We start from the raw sequence: 20,001 nt of genomic DNA, 5'->3' as shown, positions 1-20,001 counted from the left end.
GGTGCCGGCACAGGTAGCCAGGTTCAACTCAGCGCAGTTCCGCTGTGAACAACAGCATGCTTGATGCGCTCATGGGTGAGCTGGCGATGGATGGACATGTTTTGCAGACTCCTGGCGGCTACCGTAACGGGAAATATCGAGGCCTTCGGCGCTGATCTGCGGCGTTTTACGCCCGATCAGGTCGGCCAGCAAGCGGCCGGAGCCACAGGCCATGGTCCAGCCGAGGGTGCCATGACCGGTATTGAGGAACAGGTTCCTGAACGGGGTGGCACCGACAATCGGCGTGCCATCCGGCGTGGTCGGGCGCAGTCCGGTCCAGAAACTCGCCTGGGCCAGGTCGCCACCCTGAGGATAAAGGTCGTTGACGATCATCTCCAGGGTTTCGCGTCGACGTGGGTTCAGCGACAGGTCAAAACCGGCTATTTCAGCCATGCCGCCGACGCGGATGCGGTTGTCGAAACGGGTGATCGCAACCTTGTAGGTCTCGTCGAGAATGGTCGACGTTGGCGCCATCGCGGGGTTGATGATCGGCACGGTCAACGAATAACCCTTGAGCGGGTACACCGGCGCCTTGATGCCCAGCGGTTTGAGCAGTTTGGGCGAGTAGCTGCCCAGGGCGAGTACGTAGCGGTCGGCGGTTTCCAGCTTGCCGTCGACCCACACGCCATTGACGCGGTCGCCGGCCCAGTCGAGGCGCTGGATGTCCTGCTCGAAGCGAAACTCCACACCCAACTGCCTGCACATATCAGCCAGGCGCGTGGTGAACAGCTGACAATCGCCGGTCTGGTCGTTCGGCAGGCGCAGGGCGCCGGCAAGAATATCGGTAACACTGGCCAGGGCCGGCTCAACGCGGGCGATGCCCGCGCGGTCGAGCAACTCGAACGGCACGCCCGACTCCTGCAACACGGCGATGTCCTTGGCGGCGCCGTCGAGCTGCGCCTGAGTGCGGAACAACTGCGTCGTCCCCAGGCTGCGGCCTTCGTAGGCAATGCCGGTTTCTGCGCGCAATTCGTCGAGGCAATCGCGGCTGTACTCGGACAGGCGCACCATGCGCTCCTTGTTCACGGCGTAACGGCTGGCCGTGCAGTTGCGCAGCATCTGCGCCATCCACAGGTACTGGTCGATATCGGCAGTGGCCTTGATCGCCAGCGGCGCGTGGCGTTGCAGCAACCACTTGATCGCCTTGAGCGGCACGCCCGGCGCGGCCCACGGCGAAGCATAGCCAGGCGACACCTGGCCGGCGTTGGCGAAGCTGGTTTCCATGGCAGCGGCGGGCTGACGGTCGACCACAACCACCTCATAGCCGGCCCGTGCCAAATAGTAGGCACTGGTCACACCAATGACGCCGCTACCCAAAACCAGAACGCGCATTTTTTATCCTCATCGCGGGCTCAGCCGCTGACGTGTGTTATTGGAGCAATGATGAGCGCAGTGTAAAAAAGAATGTCCAGTGCATTTCACTATATAAGTGCCTATATTTGGCGACAATTCTCGGCAAAAACCCTTTTCACAGAGGCGTATCCCCTATGCGTACCAACACCCAGACCAAGCGGGAGCTGGACAAGATCGACCGCAATATCCTGCGCATCCTGCAGGCCGATGGGCGTATTTCGTTCACGGAGCTGGGGGAAAAGGTCGGTTTGTCGACCACGCCCTGTACCGAGCGGGTGCGGCGCCTGGAGCGCGAGGGGATCATCATGGGCTACAACGCGCGGCTCAATCCGCAGCATTTGAAGGGAAGTTTGCTGGTATTTGTCGAGATCAGCCTGGATTACAAGTCTGGCGACACCTTTGAGGAGTTCCGCCGCGCTGTGCTGAAGCTGCCCCATGTGCTGGAATGCCATCTGGTGTCAGGCGACTTTGACTACCTGGTGAAAGCGCGGATTTCCGAGATGGCGTCGTACCGCAAATTACTGGGCGACATCCTGCTCAAGCTGCCCCATGTTCGCGAATCCAAAAGCTATATCGTGATGGAAGAGGTGAAAGAGAGCCTGAACCTGCCGATTCCGGACTAACCGCGCACATTCAATTGGCTAGACTAGCACCTGCCGAGTGCTGGCCATGTAGGCGTGAATCTGCTTCTCCACCCGCGGATGGATCAACTCAACCGGTCGCCGCCCATTGGGGCAAGGCAGGGTTGGGGTGGTGCCAAACAGCCTGCAAATCAGCGGCCGCTCGTCATACACGGTGCAGCCGTTGGGCCCCAGGTGCACACAGTTCAGCTCATCCATTGCTGCGTCCTGTTCGTCAGCGGTCTTGCGCGGCAGGCGTGACATTTCCTCGGGCGAGGTGGTCACCGGCCCACAGCAGTCATGGCAGCCGGGGACGCACTCGAACGAAGGAATCTGCTTGCGCAGCGCGCTGATTTTCTGACTGTTGCAACTCATCGAAACCCATACCAAACGGCGAACAGGCGTGGATTCTGCCGCAAAACGCCGCCCACAGACAGCTCCGCGCGACCGTTGTATCCTGCGTCAAATTTTTCACACAGGGAGGCTCCCATGACCACCAGCGCCCGGCACACCACGTCCTACTACGCCGCCAGCAGCGTCCCGCAGCCCGATTACCCGGCGCTCGCAGGCGACGTGAGTGCCGACGTGTGCGTGATCGGCGGCGGTTATTCGGGGCTCAACACGGCGCTGGAGCTGGCCGAGCGCGGCTTCAGCGTGGTGTTGCTGGAGGCGCGCAAAATCGGCTGGGGCGCCAGCGGGCGCAACGGCGGTCAGTTGATTCGCGGCGTCGGTCACGGCCTCGACCAGTTCGCCAATGTGATCGGCAGCGACGGTGTGCGCCAGATGAAACTGATGGGCCTGGAAGCGGTGGAAATCGTGCGTGAGCGCGTCGAGCGCTTCCAGATCCCCTGCGACCTCACCTGGGGCTATTGCGACCTGGCCAACAAGCCCCGCGACCTGCAAGGCCTGGCCGAAGACGCCGAAGAACTGCGCAGCCTCGGCTATCGCCACGAAGTGCGCCTGCTGCAAGCCTCAGAGATGGGCAGCGTGATCGGCTCCGAGCGCTATGTAGGCGGCATGATCGACATGGGGTCCGGCCACCTGCACCCGTTGAACCTGGCGCTGGGCGAAGCGAACGCCGCGCAGCAACTGGGGGTGCGACTGTTCGAACAATCCGAGGTCACGCGCATCGACTACGGTCCCGAGGTCACCGTGCACACCGCCCACGGCCAGGTACGCGCCAAGACCCTGGTGCTGGCCTGCAACGCCTACCTGAACGGGCTCAACCCGCACTTGAGCGGCAAAGTACTGCCCGCCGGCAGCTACATCATCGCCACCGAACCTTTGGATGAGGCTCAGGCCGCCAGGTTGTTGCCGCAGAACATGGCCGTGTGCGACCAGCGGGTGACGGTGGATTACTTCCGCCTGTCTGCCGACCGCCGTCTGCTGTTCGGCGGTGCCTGCCACTATTCCGGGCGCGATCCGCAGGACATCGGCGCCTACATGCGGCCCAAGATGCTGAAGGTGTTTCCGCAACTGGCCGACGTGAAGATCGACTACCAATGGGGCGGCATGATCGGCATCGGCGCCAACCGCCTGCCGCAGATCGGCCGGCTGGCGGACCAACCCAACGTGTATTACGCCCAGGCCTACGCGGGCCACGGCCTGAATGCCACGCACCTGGCCGCCAGGCTGCTGGCCGAAGCCATCAGCGGCCAGCAACAGGGGCGCTTCGACCTGTTCGCCCAGGTGCCGCACATGACTTTTCCCGGCGGCAAGCATTTGCGCTCACCGCTCCTGGCCCTGGGCATGCTTTGGCATCGCCTCAAAGAGCTGGTGTGATCAGCCGCGCCAGAAAGGCTTGACGCCTTCCTCGCGCGCCTGCTCTTGCGTCAGGCCGATGTCGCGCAACTGCTCGCGGGTCAGCGTCAGCAGGGCCTTGCGGGTATGGCGACGCAGCCAGAACAACTCCCAGCCTTGCAGGGCCGACGCCGAGCGTACGCGCCGCTGCCCTGCTTCCAGTTCCTGACCCTGTAACACCAACCGCACATCGCAGATCCCGTTCATGTTGCTACCCCTTGCTGGCTCGTTGCCTTGAGTAACAAGCATGGGGGCGGCGGCAACACCAATACAGACTCAACACCGTGATATTAAATACATACAGATGATGCTTATTCAGGGCTGAATCCTGTATTTTGCGCCTATCTGTACTGGTCCTCGGAGTGGCCGCCATGACCCTTTACGTCAATCTAGCCGAATTGCTCGGCACTCGGATCGAACAGGGCTTCTACCGCCCCGGCGACCGCCTGCCCTCCGTGCGGGCCTTGAGCGTCGAGCACGGCGTCAGCCTGAGCACCGTGCAACAGGCTTATCGTGTGCTGGAAGACAGCGGCCTGGTGACGCCCAGGCCCAAGTCGGGCTACTTTGTACCGGTCGGCCGTGAGCTGCCGGCGCTGCCCGAAGTGGGCCGCCCGGCGCAGCGACCGGTTGAGATCTCACAGTGGGATCAGGTGCTGGAACTGATCCGCGCAGTGCCGCGCAAGGATGTCATACAGCTGGGTCGCGGCATGCCGGATGTATTGTCGCCCACGCTCAAGCCACTGCTGCGCAGCCTTGCCCGCGTGAGTCGACGCCAGGACCTGCCGGGGCTGTATTACGACAATATCCTGGGCTGTATGGAACTGCGTGAGCAGATCGCGCGGCTGTCACTGGATTCCGGTTGCCAACTGACCGCCGAAGACATTGTGATCACCACCGGCTGCCACGAAGCGCTGTCGGCCAGCATTCATGCGATTTGCGAACCCGGCGATATCGTGGCGGTAGACTCGCCCAGCTTTCACGGCGCCATGCAGACGCTCAAGGGCCTGGGCATGAAAGCCCTGGAAATCCCCACCGACCCGCTCACCGGCATCAGCCTGGAAGCGCTTGAGCTGGCCCTGGAACAGTGGCCAATCAAAGTCATCCAACTGACCCCCAACTGCAACAACCCACTGGGCTACATCATGCCCGAGGCACGCAAGCGCGCACTGCTGACCCTGGCCCAGCGCTTTGACGTAGCGATCATCGAAGACGACGTGTATGGCGAACTGGCCTACAGCTATCCGCGCCCGCGCACCATCAAGTCATTCGACGAAGACGGCCGCGTGCTGCTGTGCAGTTCGTTCTCGAAAACCCTGGCGCCGGGCCTGCGCATTGGCTGGGTAGCGCCGGGCCGTTACCTGGAGCGCGTGCTGCACATGAAATACATCAGCACCGGTTCTACCGCCACCCAGCCGCAGATTGCAATTGCCGAATTTCTCAAAGGCGGGCATTTCGAACCGCACTTGCGGCGCATGCGCACGCAATATCAGCGTCAGCGCGACCTGATGCTTGACTGGGTCAGCCGCTATTTTCCCGCTGGCACCCGCGCCAGCCGACCGCAGGGCAGCTTCATGCTGTGGATAGAACTGCCGGAAGGCTTCGACACCTTGAAGCTCAACCGCGTTTTGGTGGAACAAGGCGTACAGGTGGCGGTGGGCAGCATTTTTTCTGCGTCGGGCAAGTACCGCAATTGCCTGCGCATGAACTACGCTGCCAGGCCGACGCCGCAGATTGAAGAAGCGGTGCGCAAGGTCGGCGCCGCCGCGAGCAACATGCTGGCCGAGGCGGCGCACTGACCTTTTGCGTAAACTCGCCGTCAGATGTCGACAACCGCCCTGATCTGGAAGCCACGCCCTTGATGATTCGACGGCTTTTACCGTTTTGCCTGTTGGGCGCCCTGGCGCTGGGCGGTTGCGCCACCACGAGCGCACCGCGTATCCCCAGCGACGCGCTGCCTGCCGCGCAGTCGGCATTCGGCCGCTCGATCCAGGCCCAGGCGGCGCCGCATCAGGGTCAGTCGGGCTTTCGGCTGCTGCCCAACAGCAGTGAAGCCTTCATGGCCCGCGCCGAACTGATCCGTAATGCCCAGAGCAGCCTCGACCTGCAGTACTACATCGTTCACGACGGCATCAGCACGCGCATGCTGGTGGACGAGTTGCTCAAGGCCGCCGACCGTGGCGTGCGCATCCGCATCCTGCTCGATGACACCACCAGCGACGGCCTCGACCAGATCATCGCCACCCTCGCCGCCCACCCCAAAATCGATATTCGCCTGTTCAACCCGCTGCACCTGGGGCGCAGCACCGGCGTCACCCGGGCCATGGGGCGCCTGTTCAACCTGTCGCTGCAACACCGGCGCATGCATAACAAGCTGTGGCTGGCGGACAACAGCGTGGCCATCGTGGGCGGTCGCAACCTGGGGGACGAGTACTTCGATGCCGAGCCGAACCTGAATTTCACCGACATCGACATGCTCAGCGTCGGGCCGGTGGCCGAGCAACTGGGCCACAGTTTCGATCAGTACTGGAACAGCGCACTGAGCAAACCCATCGATGAATTTGTCTCCAATGTGCCCACCAAAGGCGACCTGGCAGTTGCGCGCGAGCGACTGGAGACCTCGCTGGCCGAGTCGCGCCAGCAGAATCACGCGCTGTACAACCGTTTGCGCACCTACCAGACCCAGCCCCGCATGCACATCTGGCGGCGCGAACTGATCTGGGCCTGGAACCAGGCGCTGTGGGACGCGCCGAGCAAGGTGCTGGCCAAGGCCGACCCGGACCCGCGCCTGCTGCTGACCACCCAATTGGCGCCGGAGCTGGAAGGCGTCAAGCAAGAGCTGATGATGATCTCGGCGTATTTCGTGCCCGGCCAGCCGGGGCTGTTGTACCTGACCGGACGCGCTGACGCCGGCGTGTCGGTGAGCCTGCTGACCAACTCGCTGGAGGCCACCGATGTGCCTGCCGTACACGGCGGCTACGCGCCCTATCGCAAGGCGCTGCTGGAACATGGCGTGAAACTCTACGAACTGCGCCGCCAACCCGGCGACCCCAGTGCCGGCAGCGGGCCACACCTGTTCCGGCGCGGCAGTTTCCGGGGTTCGGACTCCAGCCTGCACAGCAAGGCGATGATCTTTGATCGGGAGAAGTCGTTTATCGGCTCATTCAACTTCGATCCGCGTTCGGTGCTGTGGAACACCGAAGTAGGCGTGCTGGTCGACAGCCCGGAGCTGGCCGAACACGTGCGCAACCTGGCGCTGCAAGGCATGGCGCCAGCGTTGAGTTATGAGGCGAAACTGCAGGATGGCAACGTGGTGTGGGTGACCGAGGATAACGGCCAGATGCACACCCTGACCCGCGAGCCGGGCAACTGGTGGCGGCGCTTCAATGCGTGGTTTGCCACGTCGGTCGGCCTTGAACGCATGCTCTGACAACCCCAGCACATCCACTGTTGGAGGGGGCTTGCTCTCGATAGCGGTGGGCCAGCGACAGATGAGCTGACTGAAACACCGCCATCGGGAGCGAGCCCCCTCCCACAGTTAACCGCATTTCAAAAATCGTGAGCGCCCACAAGGCACACATTTTTGGACAGCGGTGTGGCTTAGAGCTTGATCCAGGTCGACTTCAGTTCGGTGTATTTGTCGAACGCATGCAGCGACTTGTCGCGGCCGTTACCCGACTGCTTGAAGCCACCAAACGGCGCGGTCATGTCGCCGCCGTCGTACTGGTTGACCCACACACTGCCTGCACGCAACGCCTTGGCGGTCAGGTGCGCCTTGGAGATATCGGCAGTCCACACCGCAGCGGCCAAGCCATAGACGGTGTCGTTGGCGATGCTGACCGCCTCTTGCGCACTGTCGAAGGTGATCACCGACAATACCGGGCCGAAGATCTCTTCCTGGGCGATCTTCATGGCATTGGTCACACCGTCGAAGATCGTCGGCTCGACATAGGTGCCACCGGTTTCCTCGAGGATGCGCTTGCCGCCGGCGACCAGCTTGGCACCGTCCGCATGGCCGGCTTCGATGTACGACAGCACGGTGTTCATCTGCTGGGTGTCCACCAGCGCCCCCACAGTGGTGGCCGGGTCCAGCGGGTTGCCTGGCTTCCAGCCCTTGAGGGCTTCGATTACCAGAGGCAGGAAGCTGTCCTTGATCGAACGCTCGACCAGCAGGCGCGAGCCGGCGGTGCAAACCTCGCCCTGGTTGAAGGCGATGGCGCTGGCGGCGGATTTGGCGGCAGCCTGCAGGTCCGGTGCATCGGCGAACACGATGTTCGGGCTCTTGCCGCCGGCTTCCAGCCACACGCGCTTCATGTTCGATTCGCCGGAGCGGATCAACAGTTGCTTGGCGATCTTGGTCGAACCGGTGAACACCAGGGTGTCGACGTCCATGTGCAGCGCCAGCGCATTACCCACGGTGTGACCGTAGCCCGGCAGTACGTTGAACACACCTTTGGGAATACCGGCTTCAACGGCCAGGGCGGCGATACGGATGGCGGTCAGCGGGGATTTTTCGGACGGTTTGAGGATCACCGAGTTACCGGTGGACAGCGCAGGGCCCAGCTTCCAGCAGGCCATCATCAGCGGGAAGTTCCACGGCACGATGGCGCCAACCACGCCGACCGGCTCCCGGGTGACCAGACCCAATTGATCGTGCGGGGTGGCGGCGACTTCATCGTAGATCTTGTCGATCGCCTCGCCACTCCAGCTCAGCGCATTGGCGGCGCCGGGCACGTCGATGTTGAGGGAGTCGCTGATCGGCTTGCCCATGTCCAGGGTCTCAAGCAGCGCCAGCTCTTCGGCATTGGCCTTGAGCAGCGCGGCGAAACGGATCATGGTGGCTTTGCGCTTGGCCGGCGCCAGACGCGACCAGACACCGGAATTGAAGGTGGCGCGGGCGTTTTCGACGGCGCGCTGGGCGTCGGCGACGTCGCAGCTGGCGATGGTGGCCAGCAGACGGCCGTCGACCGGGCTGATGCATTCGAAGGTGTCACCGGAAACGGCGGCGGTGTATTCGCCATCGATGTAGGCGCGACCTTCGATCTTCAGGTCCTTGGCGCGTTGTTCCCAGTCGGCACGGGTCAGGGTGGTCATGCGAGTGTCCTCCTCTTATGAATGAAGGGCCGGGGCGATCGCCCGGCAGCCTTAAAGAATGCGTGCCCGTCCAGCCTGCTGTTCGGCTCAAGGCAGCTGCCACCCTAAACCAGCGGCTGGTGATGTTTCAATATATTTGACATAACGCCGGAAAACGCCCTTGCGATGTTCATTTTAATAAACATAGACTTTGGGCTCTCCTACCGCAGGCCAGACGGGACACGCACATGAGCATCCAGGATATCGTCGACTTCAGCCAAGCCAGCACCGCCCCCGAACGCTATCGCCCCGCCGCCGAAAAAATCCTCAAGGGCGATCCCGAACAGACTCTCTACAACCACTACAACAGTCCGTGCGGCCAACTGAGCGCCGGGGTGTGGGAAGGTGAGGTCGGGCAGTGGAAGGTCAACTACACCGAGCACGAGTACTGCGAGATTGTGCAGGGTGTGTCGGTGTTACGCGATGCGGACGGCAACGCCAAGACCCTGCGCGCTGGCGACCGCTTTGTGATACCGGCCGGCTTCACCGGCACCTGGGAAGTGCTGGAGACGTGCCGCAAGATCTACGTGGTGTTCGAACAGAAAGCCTGATCAGGCAAATCCCAGGCAAAAAAAAGCCCGAATCGTGAGAGACGGGCTTTTTTTCACAAGGAGGAAAACCAATTACTTGATTTTGCCTTCTTTGTAGATCACGTGCTTGCGAACGCGCGGGTCGAACATTTTCTTTTCGAGCTTGTCCGGGGTAGTACGCTTGTTCTTGTCGGTAGTGTAGAAGTGACCAGTACCGGCGCTAGAGATCATTCGAATCAATTCACGCATGATAGAGCTCCTTAGATCTTGCCGGCGGCGCGGATTTCGGCCAGCACGACAGTGATGCCACGCTTGTCGATGATACGCATGCCTTTGGCAGATACACGCAGGCGAACAAAACGTTTCTCTTCTTCAACCCAGAAGCGGTGATGCTGCAGGTTCGGCAGGAAACGACGACGGGTTTTGTTATTTGCGTGGGAAATGTTATTCCCAGTCACCGGACCCTTACCGGTAACTTGACAGACTCTCGACATGCCTCAGCCCTCTAAAACCACATGCCCAACCCGGCATGGGTTGGCCGCTTAATCTCTCAGTCATTTGGCGCCAGGCGCCGCGTTTCTTTAAGGGTCTTACCGGCTACACCTACAGTGAAGGAACCGGGCCCCTAGAAAAGAGCGCTGCTTTATACCAGAAAGACCCTGGCGCAACAACAGCCCATATGTTTTTACCGGAGTAAATCTGCGCAGTTGTCGCCTGAACCGTTGCCAGGAGGGGCCGCTGTCACAGCCGACCGCTCGTCGCACAGAATGATTTCCAGGGCTCGCGCGCACCGCAGAGGGCAGCGCGAAACCGTCTGGGACGCCATCAAAACAGCATTTGCGGCAAAAGCACAGGCAAAAATGGGCTAGTCATTTATTCATCAGACCACTACGGTAGGACTTTTCCAGACTGCACTCGCAGATGGGCCTTCGATCTGCAAAGGAAACCGACCATGCGCCTCGCTGCCCTGCCGCTCTTGCTAGCCCCTCTCTTCATCGCCCCGCTGGCGTCTGCGGCCACCAACCTGAGCGTGTGCACCGAAGCCAGCCCCGAAGGGTTCGATGTGGTGCAGTACAACTCGCTGACCACCACCAATGCCTCGGCCGATGTGCTGATGAACCGCCTGGTGGACTATGACGCGACCAGCGGCAAGCTGGTGCCGAGCCTGGCGGACAGCTGGGACGTTTCGCCGGACGGCCTGATCTACACCTTCAAGCTGCACCCCGACGTGAAATTCCATCGCACCGCCTATTTCACCCCGAGCCGGACCCTCACGGCGGAAGACGTGCGTTTCAGCTTCGAACGCATGCTCGATCCGGCCAACCCATGGCACAAGATCGCCCAGAGCGGCTTCCCCCACGCGCAATCCCTGCAATTGCCCACGCTGGTCAAGAAGATCGATGCCCTCGACCCGCTGACGGTGCGCTTTACCCTGGATCACGCCGACTCGACCTTCCTCGCGGCGCTGAGCATGGGCTTTGCCTCGATCTACCCGGCCGAATACGCCGACAAACTGCTCAAGGCCGGCACCCCGGAGAAGCTCAACAGCCAGCCCATCGGCACCGGCCCGTTCATCTTCACGCGGTTCCAGAAGGACGCCGTGGTGCGCTACAAGGCCAACCCGGAGTACTTCGCCGGTAAACCGGCGGTGGACAACCTGATCTTTGCCATTACCCCGGACGCCAACGTGCGCCTGCAGAAACTGCACCGTGACGAATGCCAGATCGCCCTGTCGCCCAAGCCGCTGGATGTAGGCGAAGCCGAGAAAGACCCGGCGCTCAAGGTGGAAAAAAACGCAGCGTTCATGACCGCCTTCGTCGCCATCAACAGCCAGCATCCGCCGCTGGACAAACCGGAAGTGCGCCAGGCGATCAACCTGGCCTTCGACAAGGACAGCTACCTTAAAGCGGTGTTTGAAGGCACCGCCGAAGCAGCCAACGGTCCGTTCCCGCCCAATACCTGGAGCTACGCCAAGGACTTGCCGGGTTATCCACAGGACCTCGCCAAGGCCAAGGCCCTGCTGGCGCGTGCCGGGCTCAAGGACGGCTTCAAGACGACCATCTGGACGCGACCCACCGGCAGCCTGCTGAACCCCAACCCGAATCTGGGTGCGCAACTGTTGCAGGCGGACCTGGCCAAGGTCGGCATCCAGGCCGAAATCCGCGTGATCGAATGGGGCGAGTTGATCCGCCGCGCCAAGGCCGGTGAGCATGACCTGCTGTTCATGGGCTGGGCCGGTGACAATGGCGACCCGGATAACTTCCTGACCCCGCAGTTTTCCTGCGCGGCAGTCAAATCCGGCACCAACTTCGCCCGCTATTGCGACCCTGCGCTGGACAAACTCATCAGCGCCGGCAAGACCACCAGCGAGCAAGGGGTGCGCAGCAAGCTGTATCAGCAGGCCCAGGCGCAGATCCAGCAGCAGGCGCTGTGGTTGCCGTTGGCACATCCGACAGCGTTTGCCCTGACGCGCAAGAATGTCGAGGGGTACCAGGTGAGCCCGTTTGGCCGGCAGGATTTCTCCAGGGTCAACGTCAAACCGTAATCGTTGCGGCGGGTGGCGTTACATCCACCCGTACTCCGCCATCGACAATGGATCACCGTCCCCCACAATGATGTGATCCAGTACCCGCACGTCCACCATTTCCAGAGCATCTTGCAAGGTCCTGGTCAATTTTCGATCAGCCGCGCTGGGCTCGACACTGCCCGAAGGATGGTTGTGACACAGGATCAACGCCGCCGCGTTGTAGGCCAGTGCACGCTTGACCACCTGCCTGGGATACACCTGCGCCTTGTCGATGGTGCCTTGGGACAAGGCCTCGAAACCCAGCACGCGGTGCCTTGAATCGAGAAACAGGCAGCCAAAAATCTCGTGAGGTTCATGGCGCAGCAGGGCTTTGAGGTAATCGCGCACGGCTTCGGGGCTTTCCAGCACCGAATAATGGCGCAGACCTTCCGCCATATGGCGCCGGGCGATTTCCATCACCGCCTGCAGTTGCGCGTATTTTGCCGGGCCCAGGCCCAGTTGCTGGTTGAACAGTGCCTGGCTGGCCTCCAGCAGCGGGCGCAGGCCGCCAAAACGCGTCAACAAGTGGCGCGCCAGGTCCACCGCGCTCAAACCGCACACCCCTGTGCGCAGGAAGATTGCCAGCAACTCGGCGTCGGACAGACTCGCCGCGCCCCATTCCAGAAGTCTCTCCCGCGGCCGTTCAGCGGCTGGCCAATCGCGAATACTCATGTCACGTCCCTCTCCATATGCACCCTGCGCGCCGCTGTTGCCAGGCGGACGCTGTGTTATCGTAGGCCCTCTTTTTTGCCTGCGATTTCACCTGGGGAGCAGGCATCGCAGGCGTCACTGAACTGGCTTCACTGAACTGGAAAGGCAAACCAATGCAGCGTCTGTATCGGAAACGCATCGTTCTCGGCGTCGGCGGCGGCATTGCCGCCTACAAGAGCGCAGAGCTGGTTCGCCGGCTCCTGGACCAGGGCGCCGAAGTGCGGGTGGTCATGACGCGCGGCGGCAGCGAGTTCATCACGCCGCTGACCATGCAGGCCCTGTCCGGCCACCCGGTTCACCTGGACCTGTTGGACCCGGCCGCCGAAGCCGCCATGGGCCATATCGAACTGGCCAAATGGGCCGACCTGGTGCTGATCGCCCCGGCCACCGCCGACCTGATCGCCCGTCTGGCCCAGGGCATTGCCGATGACCTGCTGACCACCCTGGTACTGGCCACCGACGCCACCGTCGCCATCGCCCCGGCGATGAACCAGGCCATGTGGCGCGACCCGGCCACCCAGGCCAACACCCAGCTCCTGCAAAGCCGTGGCCTGAAAGTGTTCGGCCCGGCGTCCGGCAGCCAAGCCTGCGGCGACGTCGGCATGGGCCGCATGCTCGAAGCCAACGACCTGGCGCTGTGCGCCGCCGAGTGCTTCCAGCACCTGGCCCTGACCGGCAAACACGTACTGATCACCGCCGGCCCGACCCAGGAAAACATCGACCCGGTGCGCTACATCACCAACCATAGCTCAGGAAAAATGGGCTTTGCGCTGGCAGAAGCGGCGGTCGAGGCAGGCGCACGCGTCACCCTGATCACCGGTCCGGTGCATTTGCCGACCCCCGATCGCGTCACGCGAATCGACGTAGTCAGCGCCCGGGACATGCTGGCGGCCTGTGAAGCCGCGATTCCGTGCGACCTGTTTATCGCCTCGGCAGCGGTTGCGGATTACCGCCCGGAAGTCATCGCCCCGCAAAAGCTCAAGAAAGACCCTACGAGCGGTGACGGCCTGCTCCTGCAAATGGTGCGCAACCCGGACATCCTGGCCACCATCGCCACCCGCCCGGATCGCCCGTTCAGCGTCGGTTTCGCCGCCGAAACCGAGCACTTGCTCGACTACGCCGCTCGCAAACTGAAAGACAAAAACCTCGACCTGATCGTTGCCAATGATGTCGCCAACCCCAGCATCGGCTTCAACAGCGAGGAAAACGCCTGCAGCGTGATTGACCGCGAGCTGCATGCCACCCTTTTCGCCCAGACCAGCAAGGGCAAGATTGCCCGCCAACTGATCTCTTTTATCGCCCAACGGCTGAACCAGGTTTAATTTCCATGCACGCTTTGCAAGCCAAGATCCTCGACCCCCGCCTCGGCACCGACTTCCCGCTGCCCGCCTACGCCACTCCCGGTTCAGCCGGCCTGGACCTGCGCGCCATGCTCAAGCAGGACACCGTTCTCGAACCTGGCCAGACGATCCTGATTCCTACCGGCCTGTCGATCTACGTGGGCGACCCGGGTCTGGCCGCGCTGATCCTGCCGCGCTCGGGCCTTGGCCACAAACACGGCATCGTGCTGGGCAACCTGGTGGGCCTGATCGACTCTGACTACCAGGGTGAACTGATGGTGTCGTGCTGGAACCGCGGCCAGACCGCGTTCAACATTGCCGTGGGCGAGCGCATCGCCCAACTGGTGCTGGTGCCCGTGGTGCAGGCGCAATTCGAACTGGTCGAGGAATTTGACGAAACACAACGCGGCGCAGGTGGTTTTGGGCATTCCGGCAGCCACTGACTAAGCTGAACCTGGCCGGATGCGTTTATCCGGCCAGACGCCACCGCATGGCTTTTCAGAATGAAGAATACGCAGTTTTAACCGGCGAGATTTTCTCAGCAAAATCAAAGCATTACGCTTTAATAAGGCGGAAGCCCACACGCCGATGGCCTTTTTGCACTACGAACTCCCCGCCGAAAACGCCGTCATACCCTTCAGTTTGAGCCTGCCGGTCAGTCAGTTAAAGGCCAGCTTTGCCCCTTTCTTATGGAGATTCCCCCCGCGATGAGTACCGCACCCCGCGTCGCCCCGACCTTTCCCGACAGCATCTTCCGCGCCTACGACATTCGTGGCGTTGTGCCCAAGACCCTGACCGCCGAAACCGCCTATTGGATCGGCCGCGCCATCGGCGCCCAGAGCCTGGCCCAGGGCGAGCCGAACGTGTCGGTGGGCCGCGATGGGCGCTTGTCCGGCCCGGAGATGGTGGAGCAACTGATCCAGGGCCTGGCCGACAGCGGCTGCCATGTGAGTGACGTCGGCCTGGTGCCCACGCCAGCGCTGTACTACGCGGCCAACGTACTGGCCGGCAAATCCGGCGTGATGCTGACCGGCAGCCACAACCCGTCCGACTACAACGGCTTCAAGATTGTCATTGCCGGCGACACCCTGGCCAACGAACAGATCCAGGCCCTGCACACGCGCCTGAAGACCAATGACCTGACCAGCGGCCAGGGCAGCATCACCCGGGTCGACATCCTGCAGCGCTACTCCGATGAAATCACCCGTGACGTCAAACTCGCACGCCGCCTCAAGGTAGTGGTGGACTGCGGCAACGGCGCGGCCGGCGTAATCGCCCCGCAACTGCTCGAAGCGCTGAACTGCGAAGTGATCCCGCTGTTCTGCGACGTCGATGGCCACTTCCCCAACCATCACCCGGACCCGGGCAAACCTGAAAACCTGGTGGACCTGATCGCCAAGGTCAAGGAAGTCGGCGCCGATGTGGGCCTGGCCTTTGACGGTGACGGCGACCGTGTCGGTGTGGTGACTGAAACCGGCGAGATCGTGTTTCCGGACCGCCTGCTGATGCTGTTCGCCCGCGACGTAGTGGCGCGCAACCCTGGCGCCGAGATCATCTTCGACGTCAAATGCACCCGCCGCCTGACGCCGCTGATCAAGGAATACGGCGGTCGTCCGCTCATGTGGAAGACCGGTCATTCGTTGATCAAAAAGAAAATGAAGGAAACCGGCGCTCTGCTCGCCGGCGAAATGAGTGGCCATGTGTTCTTCAAGGAGCGCTGGTTCGGGTTTGACGACGGCATCTACAGCGCTGCGCGTCTGCTGGAGATCCTCAGCAAGGAAAAATCCACCTGCGAAGAGCTGTTTCAGACCTTCCCGAATGATATTTCCACGCCAGAGATCAATATCCATGTGACCGAGGAGAGCAAATTCAGCATCATTGACACATTGCACGATGCACAATGGGGCGAAGGCGCCAACCTGACCACCATTGATGGTGTGCGAGTCGATTACGCCAAAGGCTGGGGCCTGGTTCGCGCGTCCAACACCACGCCGGTGCTGGTCCTGCGTTTCGAGGCGGATACCGAGGCTGAGTTGCAGCGCATCAAGGACGTGTTCCACGCCCAGTTGAAACGTGTTGCCCCTGATCTCCAATTACCGTTCTGATTTTTTGCCCGGAGCCCTGAATGACCCTCGAACGCGAAGCCGCTGCCAATACCGCCAAGGTCCTGTCCGAAGCGTTGCCCTATATTCGACGCTACGTCGGCAAGACGCTGGTGATCAAATACGGCGGCAATGCCATGGAAAGCGAGGAGCTGAAAACCGGCTTTGCCCGCGACATCGTGATGATGAAGGCCGTGGGCATCAACCCGGTGGTGGTGCACGGCGGCGGCCCGCAGATCGGCGACCTGCTCAAACGCTTGTCGATCGAGAGTCATTTCATCGATGGCATGCGCGTCACTGACGCGCAGACCATGGACGTGGTGGAAATGGTCCTTGGCGGCCAGGTCAACAAGGACATCGTCAACCTGATCAACCGCCATGGCGGCAGCGCCATCGGCCTGACCGGTAAAGACGCGGAGCTGATCCGGGCGAAAAAAATGACCGTGACCCGGCAGACGCCAGAGATGACTCAGCCGGAAATCATCGACATCGGCCAGGTGGGCGAAGTGATCGGCATCAACACCGACCTGCTCAACCTGCTGGTCAAGGGCGATTTTATCCCGGTGATCGCGCCCATCGGCGTGGGCGCCAACGGTGAGTCCTACAACATCAACGCCGACCTGGTGGCGGGCAAGGTGGCAGAAGCGCTCAAGGCTGAAAAGCTGATGCTGCTGACCAACATCGCCGGCTTGATGGACAAGGAGGGCAAGGTGCTGACCGGCCTGACCACGCAGCAAGTGGATGAGCTGATCGCTGACGGCACCATCTACGGCGGCATGCTGCCGAAGATTCGTTGTGCGCTGGAAGCGGTGCAGGGCGGCGTCGGCAGCTCGCTGATTCTGGATGGGCGCGTGCCGAATGCAATCCTGCTGGAAATCTTCACCGACACCGGTGTGGGCACGCTGATCAGTAATCGCAAGCGTCCCTGAACAACGCCGTAATCAAAATGTGGGAGCAAGCCCCTCCCACATTATCTTTCTGACACAGAGCTATCGGTGTCAGACGCCGAATTGCTCGCGGTATGCACGCACCGCCGGCAAATGCTGCTTGAGCTGCGGATCATCTTCCAGGAACTGCAACACCTGATTCAGCGACACGATGCTTACCACCGGAATACCGAAATCGCGCTCCACTTCCTGGATGGCCGACAACTCGCCGTTGCCGCGCTCCTGGCGGTTCAGCGCGATGAGCACGCCGGCGGCCTTGGCGCCGTCCTGGGAAGCGATGATCTGCATCACTTCGCGGATCGCCGTGCCTGCGGTGATCACGTCGTCGATGATCAGCACATCGCCGGTCAGCGGTGCGCCCACCAGGCTGCCACCTTCACCGTGGGCCTTGGCCTCCTTGCGGTTGAAACACCAAGGCAGATCCTGCCCGTGGTGTTCGGCGAGGGCCACGGCGGTCGCGGCGGCCAGGGGGATGCCCTTGTAGGCCGGGCCGAACAGCACGTCAAAGGAAATCCCGCTTTCAACGATGGCGGCCGCGTAGAAACGACCCAACTGAGCCAGGGCCGAACCCGAGTTGAACAAGCCTGCATTGAAGAAGTAGGGGCTGGTGCGCCCGGACTTCAGGGTGAACTCACCGAAGCGCAAAACGCCGCGATCGATGGCAAAACGAATGAAATCGCGTTGATACGCCTGCATGAAAAAAGCCTCAGATACCACGGATTTAGCTAATTAGGTAGACGGCGTGTATCATACACGCACGCGATTTTTGGGGCCATTTATGCGGATCATCAGTGTGAACGTCAATGGTATTCAGGCGGCAGTCGAGCGTGGTTTGCTCAGTTGGCTGCAAGCACAGAATGCCGACGTCATCTGCCTGCAGGACACCCGCGCCTCCGCCTTTGAACTGGACGACCCAGCCTTCCAACTGGATGGCTACTTCCTTTATGCCTGCGATGCCGAAGTACCCACCCAAGGTGGCGTGGCTTTGTACTCGCGGTTGCAACCCAAGGCGGTCATCAGCGGCCTGGGCTTTGAGACAGCCGACCGCTACGGGCGCTACCTGCAAGCCGATTTCGACAAGGTCAGCATCGCGACCTTGCTGCTCCCTTCGGGGCAGAACGGCGATGAAGACTTGAACCAGAAGTTCAAGCTAATGGACGATTTCGCCCGTTACCTGGATAAACAGCGGCGTAAACGTCGCGAGTACATTTATTGTGGCTCGCTGTACGTGGCGCAACAGAAGCTGGATATCAAGAACTGGCGCGACAGCCAGCAATCCCCGGGCTTCCTGGCGCCGGAACGGGCCTGGATGGACGAGATTGTCGGCAACATGGGCTATGTGGATGCCCTGCGCGAAGTCAGCCGTGAAGGCGATCAGTACAGCTGGTGGCCGGACAACGAACAGGCCGAGATGCTCAACCTGGGCTGGCGTTTCGATTACCAGTTGCTGACCCCGGGGCTGCGCCGGTTCGTTCGCAGCGCACGCCTGCCGCGTCAGCCGCGCTTCTCGCAGCACGCGCCGCTGATCGTGGACTACGACTGGACCCTGACCATCTGAGGTCTTTTCCAGGCACAAAAAAACCGACATCGCTGTCGGTTTTTTTGTGGGCGCTCATTATTTGACCAGTCGCCAAGTCAAGGGATAGCGATAGGCGATGCCCTTGTTGGCCTTGATCGAGCCAATGATCGTCAGCACCACACTGGCGACGGCCAGGGCCGTCATCAGAAAAAACCCGATGACTGCAAACGCCAGCACGATGCAGACGATCCAGGCGATGGCCACGGTGATCTGGAAATTCAAGGCTTCCTTGCCCTGGTCATCAATGAACGGGTCCACTTCCTTCTTCATCTGCCACAGGATCAGCGGCCCCACGACGCTGCCGAAGGGGAACACGAACCCCAGAAACGCCGCGAGATGGCACAACATTGCTCCCTGGCGCACTTCGTACGAAGGCGTGGGCACCGGTAGTTGCTGGTCATTCATGGCGCTTCTCCTTGAGGCGGATTTCAGTCAGCCAGGGCGGCGTTCTGCAGTGCGAAAATCTCGGTCATGCCTTTCTGGGCCAGGGCCAGCATGGCATTCAGCTCGGCCGGCTGGAATGGCGCGCCTTCAGCGGTGCCCTGTACTTCGATAAAGCCACCGGTGCTGGTCATCACCACGTTGAGGTCGGTCTCGGCGGCCGAGTCTTCCACGTAGTCCAGGTCCAGCACAGGCTCGCCCTGGTACATGCCCACCGACACGGCGGCGATCATCTGCTTGAGCGGGTCGCCGCCCTTGAGACCGCCGCGCTTCTTGATGACTTTGAGCGCATCCACCAGGGCCACCATGGCGCCGGTGATGGACGCGGTGCGCGTGCCGCCGTCGGCCTGGATCACATCGCAGTCGACGTACAGGGTCACGTCGCCCAGCTTGGACATGTCCAGGGCCGCGCGCAGGGAGCGGCCAATCAGGCGCTGGATTTCCAGGGTACGCCCGCCCTGCTTGCCACGACTGGCTTCGCGCTGGTTACGCTCGCCGGTAGCGCGCGGCAGCATGCCGTACTCGGCGGTCAACCAGCCCTGGCCCTGACCCTTGAGGAAGCGCGGCACGCCGTTTTCGACGCTGACGGTGCAGATCACCTTGGTATCGCCAAACTCGACCAGTACGGATCCCTCGGCGTGTTTGGTGTAGTTGCGGGTGATGCGGATCGAGCGGAGCTGATCGGCAGCGCGACCACTTGGACGTTTCATAGGGGATTCCTGTACTGAGGACGAAAACTGCCGAGCATTATAGAGCCGCGAACCGATTCGGGGCACTTCTTAAAATCCGGTTACGAATGCTCGGGTTTGGGCGCACCCGCCCCACTGCGCTACAATCCTGCGC

Annotated in this window: 20 protein-coding genes and 1 pseudogene; 11 read left to right on the top strand and 10 right to left on the bottom strand. The window is 61.7% G+C overall.

The genetic code is table 11. The annotated features are described in order from the left end of the window. Positions 1-69: 69 nt before the first annotated feature. Positions 70-1,371: a D-amino acid dehydrogenase gene (dadA, locus tag TU79_RS01455; RefSeq protein ID WP_057006369.1), complete on the bottom strand. Its 1,302-nt coding sequence runs from the start codon at positions 1,369-1,371 to the stop codon at positions 70-72. 155 nt (positions 1,372-1,526) lie between these two features. On the opposite strand from dadA, the gene TU79_RS01450 reads away from it, so the two are divergent. Beyond that, on the top strand, positions 1,527-2,015 hold the full coding sequence (locus tag TU79_RS01450) for an Lrp/AsnC ligand binding domain-containing protein (RefSeq protein ID WP_003206849.1): 489 nt from the start codon (positions 1,527-1,529) through the stop codon (positions 2,013-2,015). Positions 2,016-2,033: 18 nt separating this feature from the next. Here TU79_RS01450 and TU79_RS01445 read toward each other — a convergent pair whose 3' ends face one another. Then, on the bottom strand, positions 2,034-2,387 hold the full coding sequence (locus TU79_RS01445) for a YkgJ family cysteine cluster protein (RefSeq protein WP_057006368.1): 354 nt from the start codon (positions 2,385-2,387) through the stop codon (positions 2,034-2,036). Positions 2,388-2,501: 114 nt separating this feature from the next. Between TU79_RS01445 and TU79_RS01440 the strand changes: the two genes are divergently transcribed. Then, positions 2,502-3,794 carry an NAD(P)/FAD-dependent oxidoreductase gene (locus tag TU79_RS01440; protein WP_057006367.1) on the top strand — a complete coding sequence of 431 codons (1,293 nt, stop codon included), beginning with the start codon at positions 2,502-2,504 and terminating at the stop codon, positions 3,792-3,794. Here the strand turns inward: TU79_RS01440 and TU79_RS01435 are convergent, their stop codons facing one another. Beyond that, on the bottom strand, positions 3,795-4,019 hold the full coding sequence (locus TU79_RS01435; RefSeq protein ID WP_057006366.1) for a DUF1127 domain-containing protein: 225 nt from the start codon (positions 4,017-4,019) through the stop codon (positions 3,795-3,797). A 164-nt stretch (positions 4,020-4,183) separates the two neighbouring features. Between TU79_RS01435 and TU79_RS01430 the strand changes: the two genes are divergently transcribed. Further along, positions 4,184-5,608: an aminotransferase-like domain-containing protein gene (locus TU79_RS01430; protein ID WP_057006365.1), complete on the top strand. Its 1,425-nt coding sequence runs from the start codon at positions 4,184-4,186 to the stop codon at positions 5,606-5,608. 62 nt (positions 5,609-5,670) lie between these two features. Beyond that, positions 5,671-7,239 (top strand): phospholipase D family protein, encoded by a 1,569-nt coding sequence (locus TU79_RS01425; protein WP_057006364.1) that lies wholly within the window; start codon positions 5,671-5,673, stop codon positions 7,237-7,239. 170 nt (positions 7,240-7,409) lie between these two features. Here TU79_RS01425 and TU79_RS01420 read toward each other — a convergent pair whose 3' ends face one another. Continuing rightward, entirely contained in the window at positions 7,410-8,903 is a 1,494-nt protein-coding gene (locus TU79_RS01420; RefSeq protein WP_057006363.1) for an aldehyde dehydrogenase, read from the bottom strand. 227 nt (positions 8,904-9,130) lie between these two features. Between TU79_RS01420 and TU79_RS01415 the strand changes: the two genes are divergently transcribed. Next, a complete protein-coding gene (locus TU79_RS01415) occupies positions 9,131-9,493 on the top strand; it encodes a cupin domain-containing protein (protein ID WP_057006362.1) in 363 nt (120 codons plus the stop codon). Between the two features lie 72 nt (positions 9,494-9,565). On the opposite strand, the gene rpmG is transcribed toward TU79_RS01415, so the two are convergent. Together rpmG and rpmB are read right to left on the bottom strand one after the other, a co-directional pair. Next, positions 9,566-9,721, bottom strand: coding sequence for a 50S ribosomal protein L33 (gene rpmG, locus TU79_RS01410; protein WP_003176906.1), 156 nt, complete (start codon positions 9,719-9,721; stop codon positions 9,566-9,568). 11 nt (positions 9,722-9,732) lie between these two features. Continuing rightward, positions 9,733-9,966: a 50S ribosomal protein L28 gene (gene rpmB / locus TU79_RS01405; protein ID WP_003176907.1), complete on the bottom strand. Its 234-nt coding sequence runs from the start codon at positions 9,964-9,966 to the stop codon at positions 9,733-9,735. 458 nt (positions 9,967-10,424) lie between these two features. On the opposite strand from rpmB, the gene TU79_RS01400 reads away from it, so the two are divergent. Continuing rightward, complete coding sequence (locus tag TU79_RS01400) at positions 10,425-12,017, top strand: ABC transporter substrate-binding protein (protein ID WP_057006361.1); 1,593 nt, start codon at positions 10,425-10,427, stop codon at positions 12,015-12,017. 18 nt (positions 12,018-12,035) lie between these two features. Here TU79_RS01400 and radC read toward each other — a convergent pair whose 3' ends face one another. Next, positions 12,036-12,710 carry a RadC family protein gene (gene radC, locus TU79_RS01395; RefSeq protein WP_057006360.1) on the bottom strand — a complete coding sequence of 225 codons (675 nt, stop codon included), beginning with the start codon at positions 12,708-12,710 and terminating at the stop codon, positions 12,036-12,038. A gap of 152 nt (positions 12,711-12,862) precedes the next feature. Between radC and coaBC the strand changes: the two genes are divergently transcribed. The 4 genes and pseudogenes from coaBC to argB all read left to right on the top strand — a co-directional run bounded on the left by coaBC (position 12,863) and on the right by argB (position 17,120). Then, the gene (gene coaBC, locus TU79_RS01390) at positions 12,863-14,071 is read left to right on the top strand and encodes a bifunctional phosphopantothenoylcysteine decarboxylase/phosphopantothenate--cysteine ligase CoaBC (protein WP_057006359.1); all 1,209 of its coding nucleotides are present in this window, start codon (positions 12,863-12,865) and stop codon (positions 14,069-14,071) included. Between the two features lie 5 nt (positions 14,072-14,076). Further along, positions 14,077-14,532, top strand: a complete 456-nt coding sequence (gene dut, locus TU79_RS01385) for a dUTP diphosphatase (RefSeq protein WP_057006358.1) — start codon at positions 14,077-14,079, stop codon at positions 14,530-14,532. Positions 14,533-14,778: 246 nt separating this feature from the next. Further along, a pseudogene (locus TU79_RS01380) lies at positions 14,779-16,194 on the top strand (phosphomannomutase/phosphoglucomutase); the annotation flags it as partial. Positions 16,195-16,214: 20 nt separating this feature from the next. Continuing rightward, positions 16,215-17,120 (top strand): acetylglutamate kinase, encoded by a 906-nt coding sequence (argB, locus tag TU79_RS01375; protein WP_003231632.1) that lies wholly within the window; start codon positions 16,215-16,217, stop codon positions 17,118-17,120. A gap of 69 nt (positions 17,121-17,189) precedes the next feature. Here argB and pyrE read toward each other — a convergent pair whose 3' ends face one another. Beyond that, positions 17,190-17,834, bottom strand: a complete 645-nt coding sequence (gene pyrE / locus TU79_RS01370) for an orotate phosphoribosyltransferase (protein ID WP_003195489.1) — start codon at positions 17,832-17,834, stop codon at positions 17,190-17,192. Positions 17,835-17,916: 82 nt separating this feature from the next. Between pyrE and TU79_RS01365 the strand changes: the two genes are divergently transcribed. Further along, positions 17,917-18,696, top strand: a complete 780-nt coding sequence (locus TU79_RS01365) for a catabolite repression control protein Crc (protein ID WP_003195493.1) — start codon at positions 17,917-17,919, stop codon at positions 18,694-18,696. A gap of 57 nt (positions 18,697-18,753) precedes the next feature. Here TU79_RS01365 and TU79_RS01360 read toward each other — a convergent pair whose 3' ends face one another. Both TU79_RS01360 and rph read right to left on the bottom strand, forming a co-directional pair. Next, positions 18,754-19,122 carry a DUF4870 domain-containing protein gene (locus tag TU79_RS01360; RefSeq protein WP_057006356.1) on the bottom strand — a complete coding sequence of 123 codons (369 nt, stop codon included), beginning with the start codon at positions 19,120-19,122 and terminating at the stop codon, positions 18,754-18,756. Between the two features lie 23 nt (positions 19,123-19,145). After that, positions 19,146-19,868, bottom strand: a complete 723-nt coding sequence (gene rph, locus TU79_RS01355; RefSeq protein ID WP_057006355.1) for a ribonuclease PH — start codon at positions 19,866-19,868, stop codon at positions 19,146-19,148. Positions 19,869-20,001 lie beyond the last annotated feature (133 nt).

Source organism: Pseudomonas trivialis (assembly GCF_001439805.1).
Lineage (GTDB): Bacteria > Pseudomonadota > Gammaproteobacteria > Pseudomonadales > Pseudomonadaceae > Aquipseudomonas > Aquipseudomonas trivialis.
The sequence above is the reverse complement of the archived record's forward strand: the minus strand, read 5'-3'. Positions and strand labels throughout refer to the sequence as shown.